Origin of the sequence: Sorangium sp. So ce1153 (assembly GCF_051521595.1) — a bacterium.
Lineage (GTDB): Bacteria > Myxococcota_A > Polyangia > Polyangiales > Polyangiaceae > Sorangium.
In genome coordinates this window covers 4,751,581-4,766,674 of record NZ_CP150361.1, presented here as the reverse complement: position 1 = coordinate 4,766,674, position 15,094 = coordinate 4,751,581, and the positions used below count along the sequence as shown (strand labels likewise).

General features: G+C 71.4%; 10 protein-coding genes. 3 read left to right on the top strand and 7 right to left on the bottom strand.

What is annotated here, in order from left to right:
* Positions 1-33: 33 nt before the first annotated feature.
* From WME85_RS17015 to WME85_RS16985, 7 genes are all read right to left on the bottom strand, one after another.
* The gene (locus WME85_RS17015) at positions 34-2,556 is read right to left on the bottom strand and encodes a penicillin acylase family protein (protein ID WP_437839569.1); all 2,523 of its coding nucleotides are present in this window, start codon (positions 2,554-2,556) and stop codon (positions 34-36) included.
* A gap of 921 nt (positions 2,557-3,477) precedes the next feature.
* A complete protein-coding gene (locus WME85_RS17010) occupies positions 3,478-4,161 on the bottom strand; it encodes an HAD-IB family phosphatase (protein ID WP_437839567.1) in 684 nt (227 codons plus the stop codon).
* A gap of 148 nt (positions 4,162-4,309) precedes the next feature.
* A complete protein-coding gene (locus WME85_RS17005; protein ID WP_437839565.1) occupies positions 4,310-5,347 on the bottom strand; it encodes an aldo/keto reductase in 1,038 nt (345 codons plus the stop codon).
* A gap of 133 nt (positions 5,348-5,480) precedes the next feature.
* Positions 5,481-6,029 carry a non-canonical purine NTP pyrophosphatase gene (locus WME85_RS17000; protein WP_437839563.1) on the bottom strand — a complete coding sequence of 183 codons (549 nt, stop codon included), beginning with the start codon at positions 6,027-6,029 and terminating at the stop codon, positions 5,481-5,483.
* Positions 6,030-6,035: 6 nt separating this feature from the next.
* A complete protein-coding gene (locus WME85_RS16995; RefSeq protein ID WP_437839561.1) occupies positions 6,036-6,878 on the bottom strand; it encodes an SIR2 family NAD-dependent protein deacylase in 843 nt (280 codons plus the stop codon).
* A gap of 217 nt (positions 6,879-7,095) precedes the next feature.
* On the bottom strand, positions 7,096-8,511 hold the full coding sequence (locus WME85_RS16990) for an STAS domain-containing protein (protein ID WP_437839558.1): 1,416 nt from the start codon (positions 8,509-8,511) through the stop codon (positions 7,096-7,098).
* Positions 8,512-8,704: 193 nt separating this feature from the next.
* Complete coding sequence (locus tag WME85_RS16985) at positions 8,705-10,885, bottom strand: response regulator (RefSeq protein WP_437839556.1); 2,181 nt, start codon at positions 10,883-10,885, stop codon at positions 8,705-8,707.
* Positions 10,886-11,614: 729 nt separating this feature from the next.
* Between WME85_RS16985 and WME85_RS16980 the strand changes: the two genes are divergently transcribed.
* The 3 genes from WME85_RS16980 (at position 11,615) to WME85_RS16970 (ending at position 15,089) form a co-directional block, all read left to right on the top strand.
* Complete coding sequence (locus WME85_RS16980; RefSeq protein ID WP_437839553.1) at positions 11,615-13,204, top strand: protein kinase domain-containing protein; 1,590 nt, start codon at positions 11,615-11,617, stop codon at positions 13,202-13,204.
* A gap of 77 nt (positions 13,205-13,281) precedes the next feature.
* Positions 13,282-14,274: a hypothetical protein gene (locus tag WME85_RS16975; RefSeq protein ID WP_437839551.1), complete on the top strand. Its 993-nt coding sequence runs from the start codon at positions 13,282-13,284 to the stop codon at positions 14,272-14,274.
* An 89-nt stretch (positions 14,275-14,363) separates the two neighbouring features.
* Positions 14,364-15,089, top strand: coding sequence for a HisA/HisF-related TIM barrel protein (locus WME85_RS16970; protein WP_437839548.1), 726 nt, complete (start codon positions 14,364-14,366; stop codon positions 15,087-15,089).
* The last annotated feature ends 5 nt before the right edge of the window (positions 15,090-15,094 follow it).

Genomic DNA, 15,094 nt, shown 5'->3' with positions numbered 1-15,094 from the left:
CATCGGCCGTCATCCGGCCGGTGAGCGGCCGACTCAGGGGATCGCTGCGGACGTGAAAGGAATCGGGAAGAGCTGCCCCGTCCTCCACGCCTCGGCGTGATTCGAGTAATTGCACGTGCGCGGGTCCCCGCTGTTGCCGGTGCTCATCACCCCGAGCGAGCCGTCGAGCGGAGCGAGGTTCCAGATCAGCCGTGTCGCGCTGAGCGAGTCCTGATCGAGCGCGCCGCGCACCCCGCCCGCGGCCTCGAAGTCGCCCGGCGGCCGGTCCAGGATCCCTACCTTCGCGAACCACCCGCCGATGTTGATGGTCTCGACGTCGCCGGTCGCGGGGAAGGTGCCGATGTCGAAGCGCGCGTCCTCGCCCGCGAGCGGGTGATTGTACTTCAGCTCGTGGATCCCGCCCCAGGTCCAGGCGCTCACGTCCGAGCCGAGGGCGTCGCGGAGCATCGCGTCCGCCTCGCCGAGGGCGGCGCGGACGGCCTCGTCCCGCGCGGCCCCAGGGTCGACCCCCGCGACGACCCCGAAGTACGGGGCGCGCGGGTTCGCGAGCACGTCGAGGAGGCCGTTGAGCTGGTTCGTGAGGAACACGTTGGGCGCGAAGAACGCGTACTCGTCAGGTCCGATCACGTCCCTCACCGTGTTGCGCAGCAGGATCAAGGTGAGCATCTCGTACACGGCGGCGCCCTGGCTGCTCGCCGCCGCGTTCCCGTCCCACTGCTGCAGGGCCGCCATCGCCGCGGCGGCGCTCGGGTCATCCGCCGGCAGCCCGACGCGCCCGAGCGCGGCCAGGTAGCTGTCGCGCAGCGGCAGCCCGATCGTGGTCTGCGTATCGAGCTGGATCGACGCCATGTCCTGCGGTGTGATCGGCCCCGTCGCCGTGGTGAGGCGGGTCGCGATCCGCTGCGCGCGCCACGGCATGTCCCAGTAGTTGGCGAGGTGGACCGGCCGCCCCTGCGGCGCGTAGTTCCGCGGGACGATCCGGTGGTTCGCCGTCATCAGGATGTGCGAGGGCGGATCGTAGACCGAGGGCAGCTCGGCGTTGGTCGCGTACCCGGTCCACTCGTGTCCCCCCGTCCCGGGCACCGGATAGAGCGCGTTCAGCGGGCTCTCTCGCTGCGGCGCGAGCCCCGAGTTCTGATAGCCGATGTGACCGTGCTCGCCCGCGTAGTCCGCGAAGATGAAGTTCCAGCCGATGCTCTGCTTCAGCGCCGCCGTCCTGAACTGCGTCCAGTTGAGCGCCGCAGGCATCTCGAAGTAGCCGTCGACCTTCCACTCCGGCTGACCCGCGGTCGACTTGAGCGCGAGGGTGCCGAACGACTCCAGGCCATCCAGGCCGTCGTTGAGGACCGGGCCGTGGGGCGTCGCGCGGAACGTCCGCTGCACGTCCGCCTGCCCCTTCACGCGGATCGTCTCCACGCGCCGGGTGACCGGCTTCCACTGGCCGTTGACGAGCGCCTCCTCGCCTCCGCCGCTCGCGCCGCGCAGCGTCTCCACGTAGAGATCGACGCTGTCGAAGAGCGAGTAGGTCGGCACCCAGGCGATGCGATCGGTGTGGCCGCTGATGAACCCGGGGAAGCCGGGCACCATCCAGCCCGCCACGTTGTACTGACCGCTGATCTTGAGCTGCGCCACGTAGACGGCGGACGGGGTCGAGTGAGGGAAGTGCGGGTCGGTCGCCAGGAGCGGCTTGCCGGTGGAGGTGAGGTGTCCGTCGACCGCCCACGCGTTGCTCGCGCGCCCGCTCGCGGGCGCCATGCGCCGGGCCTGCTCGGTGACCCGGCGCGCGCCGTCCAGGCAGGTCGGCGGCGGCGGGTTGACGATGGTCGCCGACGGCGCGGTCGGGCCGGGCGGCACGAGGAACTGCGAGATCGGGTTCAGGTTGCCCTGCGCGTCGAACAGCGACACGTCGTCCGGGGCCTCCTTGATCAGCGTCGTCGCGACGTCGGTCCCCGCGATGGACGCCACCGCCGCGCGCTCGAGCTTGGTGAACCAGGTCAGGGTGTCGAAGGTGACGCCCACGTAGATGTAGGCGAGGACGCTGTCCTCGGGCGTCCACGGAGCCGGCTCGTAGCCGAGGGTCTGGAACTCGAGAGGCAGGCCGCTGCTAGAAGCCTTGGCCGTGGAGATGTACTGGTTCACGCCAGCGGCGCAGCCCTGCAGGACGCGCTTCGTCCGGGAAGCGGCGGCCGCGTAGCGCGCCGCCGCGAACGCCGGCAGGTTCTGCGCGCGGGCGAGGAGATCCTGACCGAGGATGCTGTCGCCCTCGCCGGGTCCGTAGATCTCCGCGAGGCGCCCCTGAGCGCTGCGGCGGAGCACGTCCATTTGAAAGAGCCGGTCCCGCGCCATCGCGTAGCACAGGCCGGCGTAACCGGCCTTTTCGTCCCATGCGGTGACGTGGGAGATCCCCTGGTCGTCCACACGGATGTACGTCACGCCCAGATCATCGATGGCCACGGCGGTCTGCTCATCCGCCTCCTCGCCCACCTCGCCATCCTGGACGACGCTGCACGCAGCAGCCGACAGCAGGAATGCCACGCCGGTCATTCGCCTGATCATGCCCATCTCCTTCTGCTGGCCTTCTCGCAAAGGCCGCAATTCACAGGTCACCTGCGCCACGCTCACCCTGCGCCGCCGGCCCCTCTGCGATGCGCGCGCGGAGAGCGACTGAAGTGCAATATGCCGCCCTAGACGAACAGGACGGCGTTCAAAGCGATCCCCGAGAGGCAGCGGACAAGGCGAACGAACGAGCCTCCCACGTTGCCTTCACGTACCTCGGAGAAGCTGATAGGAACTAACCAATACGATTCGAAAGTCAAGCTCCCCGTGTATTCGCGTCTACCCTCGATACAGCCGCACTGTATATGGACACTGACAGGCACCCTCTAAAGCGATCTAGGGTGCCAGGCTGCAAAGGCAATGCTCGCAAAATCTGCAACCTAGCACCGGCTCGATAACGCGCCACGCCGATGCCGTGCTGAACGCCCCCCGACAGCCGCCCGCGGCGCTCGCGGCGCTATGACTAGGCACGTCCTGTGCTCCCTGTGATGGTCACGCGGTGACGTGGCGTTATCGACGGCGCCGCAACGTTGCACGCGGCATCCATCGAAGCAAGGAAGCGTCGTCGGGCCGCGACGTCACGCCTCGAGAGACCGTTCCTGGTGGCGTTTTCCTCCGCGCCGGACTGGCGCGGCACCGCGCGTCTCGCCAGTCAGGAGCCGTCGGGCAACAGCAGAGACATCGTGAGAGGCATCAGGAGAAGTCTCGTCGATACACCCTGGAGCCAGCATGTCGTCGGCCGGGCAGCACGGAGACGACCAGCCCGCGATGGCCTGGTCGGGCTTCCGTCTGCCGATGGCCGACGCTCATGAGGTATCATGGCGGAGGAGACAGCGCGCGGCGCGAGCACGGAGATGTCGTGTGCACGGGCCTGCCTTCTCCGGCGGGCCTCGAGTCCGCGTGCCCCCTCCTCGGCGCGCCTCAGGTCCGGATGTCGTCGCCTCGGCAGCTCGGGGCGCGCGCGCCGTCGACCGTGCCGCCGTCGTCGAGCGCCGCGCAGATCTCCGTGAAGCTATCGAACGGCGTGCGCGGCACCCCGTCACGGGCGCAGAGCGCGTCGAGCGCGCTGCCCTGGACCGCGAAGATGCGGTCGCAGCGCCGCGCTGCGGGGTAGTCGAGCCGACCGTCGCCGATGTAGACCGTGGCGGTCTCGCCGGTCGCCGCCTTCAGCTGATCGAGCACCCTGATCTTGAAGTCGTCCCCAGGGCCGAGAGGCACCGCCTCCGGCACGCTGACCCGCCAGCGCCCGTCGAAGACGGCATCGAAGCAGGAGAACGCCGTACCCGGCGGCAGGAACTCGCGGATGTAGAACGGCAGGCCGTGGCTGATCACGTGGAAGACCCACCCGCGGCGAGCGCAGAGCGCCAGCAGCTCCTCGAAGCCGGGGCGCAGCGCGGCGTGGGGGCGGAGCTCGTCCACCAGCTCGAGCGCGGAGCGATCCACGTCGGCATAGCCGCGCTGGAGGAGCTCGATCGCCGTGAGCTGGCCGCCGCCAGCAGGCGAGAGCAGCACCTTCCGCCAGTCATAGCGGAGGTGAGCGTCCCAGATCCGGTTCGTCAGGTCGTCGCTGGTGATGGTGCCGTCGAAGTCGCTGAGGATGAGCACGATCGCTGATTGTGCACAGCTGCGCACCGGACGCCACCGCCGGCTACCTGGCCGGTCGATCATCGCATCGCATCGCATCGCGGCGCCGCGGGCCGCCTGCCCCGCCGCGCGGCCGATCTGGCAGCCGCGCCGCCGTCAGGTCAACCGATCAAACCGCGACGGGGAACGGGTTCCGCTCGTGGAACCCGGTCTGGTGGAAATAGGGGTACGCCAGCCTCGTCTTGCTGGCGGCATCCAGCTTTGCCACCTGCTCCGGCGTCAAGCTCCACCCGACGGACCCAAGGTTCTGCCGAAGCTGCTCCTCGTTCCGGGCACCGATGATCACGTTCGCGACGCTCGGCCGCTGCAGCAGCCAGTTGATCGCGATCTGCGGGACGGTCTTGCCCGTCTCCTTCGCCACCTCATCGAGCGCGTCGACCACGCGATAGAGGTACTCGTCGTCCATCTGCGGCCCATTCTCGACGACAAGCTTGTTCCGGAGCCGGCTGACCTCCGGCAGCGGCTGCCCGCGCCGGATCTTCCCGGTGAGCCGCCCCCAGCCCAGCGGGCTCCAGACCACCGCGCCGACCTTCTGGTCGAGCGCCAGCGGCATCAGCTCCCACTCGTAGTCGCGCCCTACGAGCGAGTAGTAGGCCTGGTGCGCCACGTACCGAGAAAGGCCATATTTCTCCGACACAGCCAGCGACTTCATCAGGTGCCAGCCGGAGAAGTTCGAGCAGCCGAGGTAGCGAATCTTCCCCGCTCGAACGAGATCGTCGAGCGTGCCGAGCGTCTCCTCGAGCGGCGTGAGCGCGTCGAAGCCGTGGAGCTGGAAGAGGTCGATATGGTCCGTCTGCAGCCGCCGCAGGCTCGCCTCGACCGACCTCACCAGGTGATACCGCGACGAGCCGACGTCGTTCGGCCCGGAGCCGCTCCGGAAGGTCGCCTTCGTGGAGATGATGACCTGATCCCGCCGGCCCTTGATCGCCTCGCCGAGGATCTCCTCCGCGAGCCCGTCGGAGTAGATGTCCGCGCTGTCGAACATGTTCATCCCGGCCTCGAGCGAGATGTCGACCAGCCGGGTCGCCTCGGCCACGTCGCTCGCGCCCCAGCCCTTGAAGAACTCGTTGCCTCCGCCGAACGTCCCCGTCCCGAGGCTCAGCACCGGAACCTTGAACCCTGACCCGCCGAGCAATCTGAACTCCATGGATCTCCTCCGCTAACCTGGGGGTAACCTCGGAACGCAGGGGAGAGGAACGCCGGATTTCAGATTCTCGCTCCCTTGCCGCGGTCGAAGACGGTAGGAACTCCAACGCGGTACGAAAGTCAAGCGACTTCGCTCACAGACCCACGTCGCGGCGGAACGCCCGCAGGGCCTCCGCGCTCGCCGAGACGCGGAGGCGCTCCTCACGGGACATCTGCCCCAGCGTCCGCGTGTGCCCGGCCGGGACGAACATGGGCTCCCAGTGAATGCCCTCGTCACCCCGCCGCTCGCAGGCGATCTCGCCGAGGACGCTGCCCGTGTAGACGCGGAGCGTCCGGCCGTCGCAATAACATACCTTCTGGACGACGCGCGCAGCGCGCGACTGGCCCGGGGGGATCAGCGAGCAGATCCGGTCCTGGAGCCGCTCCCAGAACGGCTTCACGAGCGGGCCCGGGAAGCCGTTCAGGTGCTCGATGAAGAGCCCGCCGTGCTCCACGAAGAGCGGCACGAGCGCCACCCGATAAGCGGCGATGGCCTTCTCCCGTACGACCGTGTCGAGATCGGAGGAGAGGACCTCGGGGACGTCGAGCCGGAGCAGGCGAAGCGGCGTCGGGCCGCCCGTCCACTCGTGAGCCATGTCCTCCAGCTTGTGCTCGTGGGCGGAGACGAAATAGACCATGACCATCGCCCCTCATCCGTCGAGCGCGTCGAGCAGATCCACCACGCTCTTCGTCTTGTCGTTCGGGTCGAGCTCGATCACGTCGATGTGCCAGTCCTCGAGCAGCGCCGGCTGGATGAGCCCGGCGCCGAAGGTCGCCCAGTACCCGCGGCGGCTCGGCGCGCGCTTCGCGCCAGGAGGGCTGCCCTCGATGCGCATCTGCTCCATGCGATACCAGATGTACCGGATGTCGACGTCGCTGAAGCTGTAGCCGAGGAAGAGGAAGGTGTTGCTGAGCAGATCGGCCCGCAGGCGCTGATCGGGCGCGGCCTCGAGCCGGAGGCGGCTGAAGTACTGGGTCTCGGTCAGCACCACCGTCTCGGGCCAGTCGAGGTCGCCGTGGAACTTGATGACATGACACGCCCCCTGGGCCGGGCACCGCGCGAAGTCGTCGAACGTGGAGAGCGCGACGACCGGCTTGCCTGCATCCCGCAGCGCCTCCTCGATGTGGTGCTCGAAGTTCGTCGTGTAGATCGTGGGGAAGCGGCGGCGCGCAAGCGCCTGGTGCTGGCGCGAGCCCCTGCGGCGCTCGTCGACCTCGCGCGCGTGGAAGCGCGCGCGCAGCTCGGCGATGAAGCGGTCGAGGCCGCCCTCGCACTCCCGGGCGAAGAAGCCGGCGAGCTGCGGGGGCAAGCCGTGAAGCTCGAAGAGCGCAGGCTCGAAGCCGAGCGACTCGCCCATCCATCCCGTCAGCTCCCTCCACATCGGCAGCTGGAGCGGGGCAGAGAAGCCCGCCCCCAGAAACGGGATGAGGCGACCTTCCTGGTAAGCCTGCCGAAGCGGGAGCGCCGCTTGCTCGAGCGTCAGCACAGCCATCGTCGGCCGCGATGGTATCCCCCCGTCGACCTCGCGCAACCGGCGCCCGCTCGACTGGAGACCTTTCCGCGCGTCGCGTCCGCCGCGCGCGGCAGCGCCCGGCCGCGATGCGCCGGGACACGAGCGGCAGAGGCCGGCAGCGCGCGAAGAGCGCGCTCGATGCCGGAGCGCCCGGGGGCGACGACACCCCCGCGACGTCGATCTCAGGCGAGCTGCCTCAGGCGAGCTGCCCCCGCATCACCGTCTTCAGCGCGCTCCGCATGGTGCCGAACGTGCGCGCCTTCTCGATGCCCATCCCGAGCTGCGTCATCGTCTGCGCCACCGCGGGGCGGATGCCGGAGATCAGGCACCTCGCGCCCAGGAGCTCCACCGCGCGGACGATGCGGACGAAGTGATCGGCTATCGCCGAGTCCACGACGTCGACGCCCGTCAGATCGAGGATGGCCACCCGCGCCTGCGTGCTCACGATCTGCTGCAGCAGGCTCTCCGTGATCGACGCCGCGCGGCGGCTGTCGACCATGCCGACGAGCGGCAGCGCCAGCACGCCGTCCCACACCTGGATGATCGGGGTGGACAGCGCCTGGATCATCTCCTGCTGCCGCTGGATCAGCGTGAGCCGGTCCTCGAGCGCCTGCTCGGCGCGCACGCGCTCGGTCACGTCGCGCTCGACCGCCGTCACGCCGTTCGTCTCGGAGACAGGATCTCGCAGGATCGAGAGCTTCGTGCTGAAGAACCGGACCTCACCCCCGCGCTCCCGCGCGTAGCTCACCTCCCGCGGCAGCTCGTCCTGGACGACCCCCGCGACCGCCGCGAGCAGCACGGCGGAGGCCGCCCCCGGCATCACCTCGCTGACGTGCCGGCCGAGCGCGCGCTCGGGCGCGTCGTGGAACGCGGCCTGCTCCTTCGGCACATGGTAGCTCGTGAGTCGGCCCCGCTCGTCCAGCGTGAACACGGCCTCGCTCAGCGAGGCGAGGATAGCCCGCTGCTTCGCCTCGCTCTGCCGGAGCTCCTGCGTCCGCTGCTCGAGGACGCGCTTCGCCTCCTCGTGGTGCGCGGCGCGCAGCTGCGCGAGCTCCGCGCTGATCGTCCTGTCGGAGCGGTAGACGCGGAACTCCACGGACGACGGCTGATCGTCCTCCGCTGACAGGACCTCATCCGCCCAGCAGTTGACCCCGAGGGCGTGCGAGAGCAGGCCGATGATCTTGCCCTGGAGGAACGGGCAGCCCCACCGCACCGACGAGCCGCGCTGCATCTCGAGCTCCCAGGGATTGCGCACGACGACCACCGCGCGCTCGGCTTCCCGATCGAACACGGGGAGCTCGAACCGCCCCCAGCCGCCCGTCGAGACGGCGAGCCCCCAGGCGCGGAAGCCCTCCTCGAACGTCTCGCCCAACGTGGTCACCATGGAGTGGTAATCCTCGTCGGCTCCCATGCTGGAGTTCCGGGCCACGAGCAGGCGGAAGAGGGGGACGCCGACCTCCTCGACGAGCGGCTCCAGCATCCGGAAGAGCGACGGATTGAGCCAGAAGACCACGGAGGGGATGCCGTAGGAGTAGAATACCCCCCGGTCGATGTCGCACAGTTGATTCGCCCGGGACTGCTCCAGGGCGCGGGTCGTCTCCGCTGTCGGCATGCCGCCGAGTATATGCAGGAAGCCTCCGGCGGGGACGTACCGCTCCGTCCGCCCGCGCGCTCCCGTCCGCGTGACGCCGCAGGCTCCCCCGAGGGGACGCCGCGGGACGCGTGACGCATCACGCCAACACAGGTCCTGCCACCGCACCTCACACCGGCGTCGTGTCGCCCGCGCCGAGGCTGACCCGATCGGGCTAGGCGCGGGAGGGCTCGGACCTGCCGAGGGCGGCCAGGCTGGCGATCACCTCGATGAGCGTCGCGGGATCGACCGGCTTCGCGATGTGGACCTGGTACCCCTCGGAGAGCGTCTGCTCACGCGCGCCCTGGCCGGCATAGGCGGTCAGCGCGAGCGCGGGCGTCTTGCCGCCACGCTCGGCGGGGAGCGCCCTGACGCGGCGGATCAGCGCGTGACCGTCCTCGCCGGGCAGGCCGATGTCGCTCACGATGACGTCCGGCCGCCACGGCTCGACCAGATCGAAGCCGTCCCGCGCGACCCCGGCGACGCGGACCTCGGCGCCCGCGCCTGCCAGGAGGCGCGTCATGAGCTCCCGCATGTCGGGCTCGTCATCGACGACGACGACGCGCATCCCGGCCAGCGCCCGCGAGGAGGCCCCGTCGCGGCCCGATCCCGCGGTGGCGAGGCACGGAGCGGCGGGCCGATCGACCGCCGGGATGAGGGGCAGATCGACCGTGAACGTCGCGCCCTGCCCCGGCCCGCCGCTCTCGCCGCGAACCGTCCCGCCGTGCAGCTCCACGAGGTGCCGCGCGATGGAGAGGCCGAGCCCGAGCCCGCCGCGATGGCGGCCGATCGAGCCGTCCCCCTGGCGAAACCGCTCGAATACGTGCGGCAGAAGCTCCGCCCTGATCCCCTCGCCGTTGTCGCTGACGCGGATCTGCGCCATGCCGCCGACCTCCTCCAGCGAGACGGCGACGCGCCCGCCGGAGGGCGTGAACTTGACCGCGTTGCTCAGCAGGTTCCAGACCACCTGCTGCAGGCGGCCGCCGTCCCCCCAGACCTTTCCGGTCATCGGACCCGAGGACATCGAGACGCTGACGCCCTTGGCCTCGGCGGCGAGCTTCAGCGTGTCGAGCGCCGCGCAAACGACCGAGGCGAGGCAGACCGGCCGCGCGTTCAGCGTCATCTTGCCGCTGACGAGGGCGGAGACGTCGAGCAGATCCTCGATGATCTGCAGCTCGGCCCAGCCGTTGCGCTCGATCGACTCGCAGCCGCGCCGCAGGGTGGCCGCGTCCAGCATGCCCTTGCGCAGGAGCTGCGCCCAGCCGACGATGGCGGTGAGGGGCGTGCGCAGCTCGTGGCTGAGCGTGGTGAGGAACTCGTCCTTCAGGCGGTCAGCGGCCTCGGCCCGCTCGCGCGCGGCCTGCTCGCGGGCGAGCAGCGCCTCCCGGTCCTCCTCCGCCCGCTTGCGCTCCGTGATGTCGGTCGATATGCCGCAGACGCCGCACGGCGCGCCGGCCGCGTCGTACAGCGGGCACTTGATCGAGATGTACGCGTGCGGGCCGTCGTCCTGCATCATGACCTCCTCGGCCTGCAGCGGCGTCCGGGCCGCCAGGACCCGCATGTCGAAAGCGCGGAGCGCGTCGGCCTGCGCGGGAGGGAACAGCTCGTGATCGGTCCTGCCGAGGATCGACGGCTCGGTCACGTGGAAGAGCCGCTCGAAGCGGCGGTTGATCAGCAGATATCGCCCCTCGAGGTCCTTCACGTAGACGACGGCCGTCGAGTTGTCGATGATGGCCCGGAGGAGCTCCTGACTCTCGCGCAGGGCCACGAGCGCCCGCTTGCGCTCGGCGACCTCTTCCTGGAGCGTGGCGTTCGCGGCGGCGAGCTCGGCCGTGCGCTCCGCGACCCGCTGCTCCAGGGCGCCGTGCGCGAGCCGCAGCGCGGACTCGAACTGCTCGCGCATGGCGATCTCGCGCTGCAGCTGCGCGTTCTGCGCCTCGATCTTCCTGCGCATCGCGTGCATGGTCAGGTGCGTCTGGACGCGCGCGACGATCTCGTCGAGCTGGAACGGCTTGGTGACGTAATCGACGCCCCCGGCCTCGAAACCAGCGACCTTGTCGGCGGTCTCCGCCAGGGCGGTCATGAAGATCACCGGGATCTCCTGGGTGCTCGCGCACGCCTTGAGGCGCCGGCACGTCTCCAGACCGTCCATCCCCGGCATCAGCACGATATCGAGCAGGATCAGATCCGGTTGCAGGAGCTCCGCCCGCTCCAGGGCCTCCTCTCCATCCTGCGCGATCGCGATCTCGAATCCCTGCTCTTCCAGGTGATCGATGGCCACCGCCAGGTTGGCGGGGACGTCGTCGACGATCAGGATGGTGTCCGTCCGAGCACCGGTCGATACGGTTCTGTTCATGGGCTCGGCCCGCCATTCACTCGAGGCTTCGCTTCCGCGCGCTGTCGACTCCGTGGTTTGCATGCCCTCCCCGCTCGCGATTCCCAGGATCGAGCGGCGAGGCGGCCGCGTCGCGCACGCGCCCGTCCGCTCCGCCGCGCCCCTCTCGCCTCACGCCCGCTCGCCCCCAGGGCCACGCCGCATCCAAGCCCGATCGCGAGCTTACCAGCACCGCCCGTCGCTCCGCCACGGAGTTCGCGGCTGGCGGCAATTCTCCACGCCTGACGGCAAAAAGACCTGCTGAGGCCGCCATGTCCGACAGCGGGTGGCGCGCCGCGTGGGGTGAGAAGTTGTCAATCGACCGCGCACCGCGCAGCGTCGATTGACGCCTTTCACGGCGACGAGCCCTGTTTGCGGAGGACTTCCCGCTCCAGCGCGACGAACGCGCCGTCCTCACGCCCGACGTGAACCACAGGATCCGGGGCGAGGGCTGGCGCCGCGAGGAGGCGACCTTGCCCACCTCCGCCTGCCAGGAGCGCTCGCCGACAGGTCACCACGCCGGCGCCTGGCTGCGTTGCGCGAGAGCGCGGTGATGTCTCCGCCGCCGCGTCGACGCCGCGAGCGTCTGGCGTCGCGCGCGTCGCGCGGTGCGCGCGGTGCGCGCGGTGCGCCAGGGCCGTCGGGTGCCGCGCAGCCCTCCGCCGGTCCTGGATCCTTGACGCGACCGCCGCCGCGCGCGACCCTCCCGCCGTGTCGGCCACGCTCGCGGACGGAACGGTCTTTGCGCACCGCTATCGCGTGGTGCGCCTCCTCGCCGTGGGCGCGATGGGGTCCGTCTACGAGGCGGTGCACATCGAGACGAACCGTCGCCGGGCGCTCAAGGTGATGCACGCGTACCTCTTCCAGAGCGAGGAGATGCGCAGCCGCTTCAAGCGCGAGGCGCAGATCACGGCGAACATCGAGAGCGAGTACATCGTCGACGTCTTCGACGCCGGCATCGACGACGCGACCGGGATGCCGTTCCTCGTGATGGAGCTGCTCCGCGGCGAGGAGCTCGGCCAGCGCCTCAAGCGCCTCGGCCGGCTGCCGCCCGGCGAGGTCGCGACGTACCTCCAGCAGACAGCGTCGGCCCTCGATCGCACGCACGCCGCGTCGATCATCCACCGCGACCTGAAGCCCGAGAACCTGTTCGTCACCCAGCGGGACGACGGGACGCCGCGCATGAAGATCCTCGACTTCGGCGTGGCCAAATTGCTCGCCGAGGGCGGGACCGCGGCCGGCGTCACGCGGAGCCTCGGGACGCCGATCTACATGGCGCCCGAGCAGTTCCGCGTCGACTCGAAGCTCACGAGCGCCGTGGACATCTACGCGCTCGGGATGATCGCGTACACGCTGCTCGTCGGGACGCCGTACTGGAGCCCGGAGGCGATCAGCGCCGGCGACGTGATCGCGTTCGCGCTGGTGGTCGTCCACGGTCCGCAGGAGGCCCCGGTGCAGCGGGCGATGGCGCACCGCGTGGTGCTGCCGCAGGGCTTCGACGCGTGGTTCGCCCGGGCCGCCGCGGTCGATCCAGCGGCGCGGTTCCGCACCGCGAGCGAGGCGGCGCACGCGCTCTCCGAGGTGCTCGGCGTGGCGGCGGCGAGCAGCGGGCCGGCGCCACGCCAGAGCGCGCCGCCCTGGGCTCTGGCGAGCTCCTCGGCGCCGGTGCTCGCGACGCCGATGCCGGGGACGGCGACGCCCCCGGTCACGGCGCCCGCGATGATCACGCAGCCGACGGCGGCGCCCGCGCTGATGACGCCCGCGATCACGAACATCGCCCCCATGGGCCCGGATCACCCGTCGCGCGCGCCGAGCGTCCCCCTCGCGGCGACCATGATGGAGACCTCGGTGACGTCGATCCCGGCGGGGGCGATCGTGCCCGTGAGGCTGAGCCGGACGCCGCTGCTCGCCGCGGCGGCCGTCTTCGGGCTCGGGGCGCTCGGGCTGGTGGGCTGGCTCGTGCTCCGCACCGGGGCCGAACCCGAGCCAGTCGCCGCCGCAGCGGCGGAGAACGCAGCGCCGGGTGCCGGCGCGGCGAGCGTCGCGGCGAGCGCGGCGACCGCCGCGGGCAGCCCCGCCGTCACCCCCTCGCCGAGCGCGCCGCCGCCGCCAGAGCCCTCCGCCTCGGCCGACGAGGCGCAACCTCAGCGCGCCCAGCCCGCGCCCAGCGCGAGCGCCAGCGCGGCCCCGCCCGCGCGCGGGACCGCGAGCGCGTCCCCGAGGACCGCGCCGAGGCCGGCGTCGGGCGAGCGGAGGACCCCCGCGCCCCGTCCCAAGGTCCCCTTGCTCGGGCGGGATTGAGGCCGATGCGCGCCGCGACGCCGGTTCCATCCTCGACCACGCCGGTTGACCCCCTCGCCCTGTGGATGCGCCAGAACATGAAACGCCGCCTGCGCCGGATCGCTCCCCTCGCCCTCGTCCTCTTCCCCCTCGCCGCCGCGGCGCCCGCCGCGGCGCAGGAGAGCGCGACGGCGGAGTCGCTCTTCAACCAGGGCCTCGCCGACATGGAGGCGGGCAAGTACGAGACAGGCTGCAAGGCGATCGCCGACAGCCATCGGATGGAGCCGAAGCCGGGGGCGCTCTTCACGCTGGCCATCTGCGAGTCGCGGTGGGGCCACGTCGCGACCGCGTTCACGCGCTTCGGGGAGTACATGGCGCTGTACCAGCAGATGACGCCGGAGCAGAAGAGCCGGCAGGGGGAGCGCGCCAAGGTCGCCAGGCAGGAGCGCGACCGGCTGGGCCCGCTCGTGCCGGAGCTCTCGCTGTCGCTCCCGCCGGGGTCCCCCGCGGGGACGGTCGTGAAGCGCGACGGCCGGGTGGTGGACGGCGCGCAGCTCGGCGCGGGCGTGCCGGTGGACCCGGGGGAGCACGTCGTGTCGACCCAGGCGCCGGGAGGGGCCGCATGGGAGACGCGGATCCGGCTCGCCGAGGGCGAGAAGAAGCAGGTGGAGCTGCAGGTGAACGGCGCCTCGACGCCGGCGCCGTCCGGCGCCTCGGGCCGGCGCACGGCCGCCTTCGTCGCGGGCGGCGTCGGCGTGGCGGGGCTCGTGCTCGGCGGGGTGACGGGCGCGCTCACGCTGGGCAAGAAGAGCGTCGTCGAGGAGCACTGCGGCAGCGGGATCGGCTCGAGCGACGAGACGGCGTGCGATCAGACCGGCATGGACGCCTCCGAGAGCGCGAGCGCGACGGGGCTCCTCAGCACGATCGGCTTCGGCGTGGGGCTGGCCGGGCTCGGGGCGGCGGCGGTGCTGTTCCTGACCGAGCCGAAGCAGGGCGAGGCGGCGACCGGCGCGGCGTCAAGGCAGATCCGCGCCGGGGTGCTCGCGGCAGGGCCGGAGGGCGTGGTGCTCGGGGCGAGCGGGCGTTGGTGACGGCGACGCGGCGGCGCGGCGGCTGCGGTCGCCCTCGCCGCCGCGCTAGCCTCCTACCCGCGCGCGCGAAGGCGCGCTAGACACGCCGCGTGCAGCTCATCCCCGCCATCGATCTTCTCGGAGGCCAGGCCGTGCGCCTCCATCAAGGACGCTACGATCAGGTCACCGTCTACGACCAGGACCCCGCGGCGCTCGCCGCCCGCCTCCGCCGCGCGTGCGACCGGCTGCACGTCGTCGATCTGGAGGGCGCCCGGGCCGGCATGCCCGTGCAGGCCGACGTGGCGCGCGCCGTCATCGCGGCCTTCGGCGCGGGCGGCGGCAGCGTGCAGGTGGGCGGCGGCATCCGCTCCGCCGCCGCGGCCGAGAGCTACCTCGCGCTCGGCGCCGACCGCATCGTGCTCGGGACGGCCGCGGTGAACGACCCCGCGCTCGTGCGCGACCTCGCCGGCCGCTTTCCGGGGCGCGTCGTGGTCGCCGTCGACGCCAAGGACGGGCGCGTGGCCGTGCAGGGCTGGGAGCAGGTCTCCTCCGTCACGGCGCTCGACGTCGCCCGCGCGCTCGCCGGCTCCCCCATCGCGGCGCTCCTCTACACCGACGTCTCCCGCGACGGGACGCAGGTCGGGCCCAACCTGGAGGCGACGCGTGAGCTCGCCGGCTCGTGCGGGTTCCCGGTGCTGGCCTCCGGCGGCGTCGGCTCGCTCGCCCACCTCCGCGCGCTGGCGCAGATCCCGGGCGTCAGCGGCGTGATCGTGGGCCGCGCGCTCTACGAGGGGGCGTTCACGCTCGCCGAAGCGATCGAGGCGGCGAGCGCCTGACGGCG

Bases quoted from the DNA above. Each gene is read 5' to 3' on its own strand.
- WME85_RS17015 (WP_437839569.1), bottom strand. From the start codon at position 2,556: ATGATCAGGCGAATGACCGGCGTGGCATTCCTGCTGTCGGCTGCTGCG.
- WME85_RS16995 (WP_437839561.1), bottom strand. From the start codon at position 6,878: ATGGCTGTGCTGACGCTCGAGCAAGCGGCGCTCCCGCTTCGGCAGGCT.
- WME85_RS17005 (WP_437839565.1), bottom strand. From the start codon at position 5,347: ATGGAGTTCAGATTGCTCGGCGGGTCAGGGTTCAAGGTTCCGGTGCTG.
- WME85_RS17000 (WP_437839563.1), bottom strand. From the start codon at position 6,029: ATGGTCATGGTCTATTTCGTCTCCGCCCACGAGCACAAGCTGGAGGAC.
- WME85_RS16975 (WP_437839551.1), top strand. From the start codon at position 13,282: ATGAAACGCCGCCTGCGCCGGATCGCTCCCCTCGCCCTCGTCCTCTTC.
- WME85_RS16985 (WP_437839556.1), bottom strand. From the start codon at position 10,885: ATGAACAGAACCGTATCGACCGGTGCTCGGACGGACACCATCCTGATC.
- WME85_RS16990 (WP_437839558.1), bottom strand. From the start codon at position 8,511: ATGCCGACAGCGGAGACGACCCGCGCCCTGGAGCAGTCCCGGGCGAAT.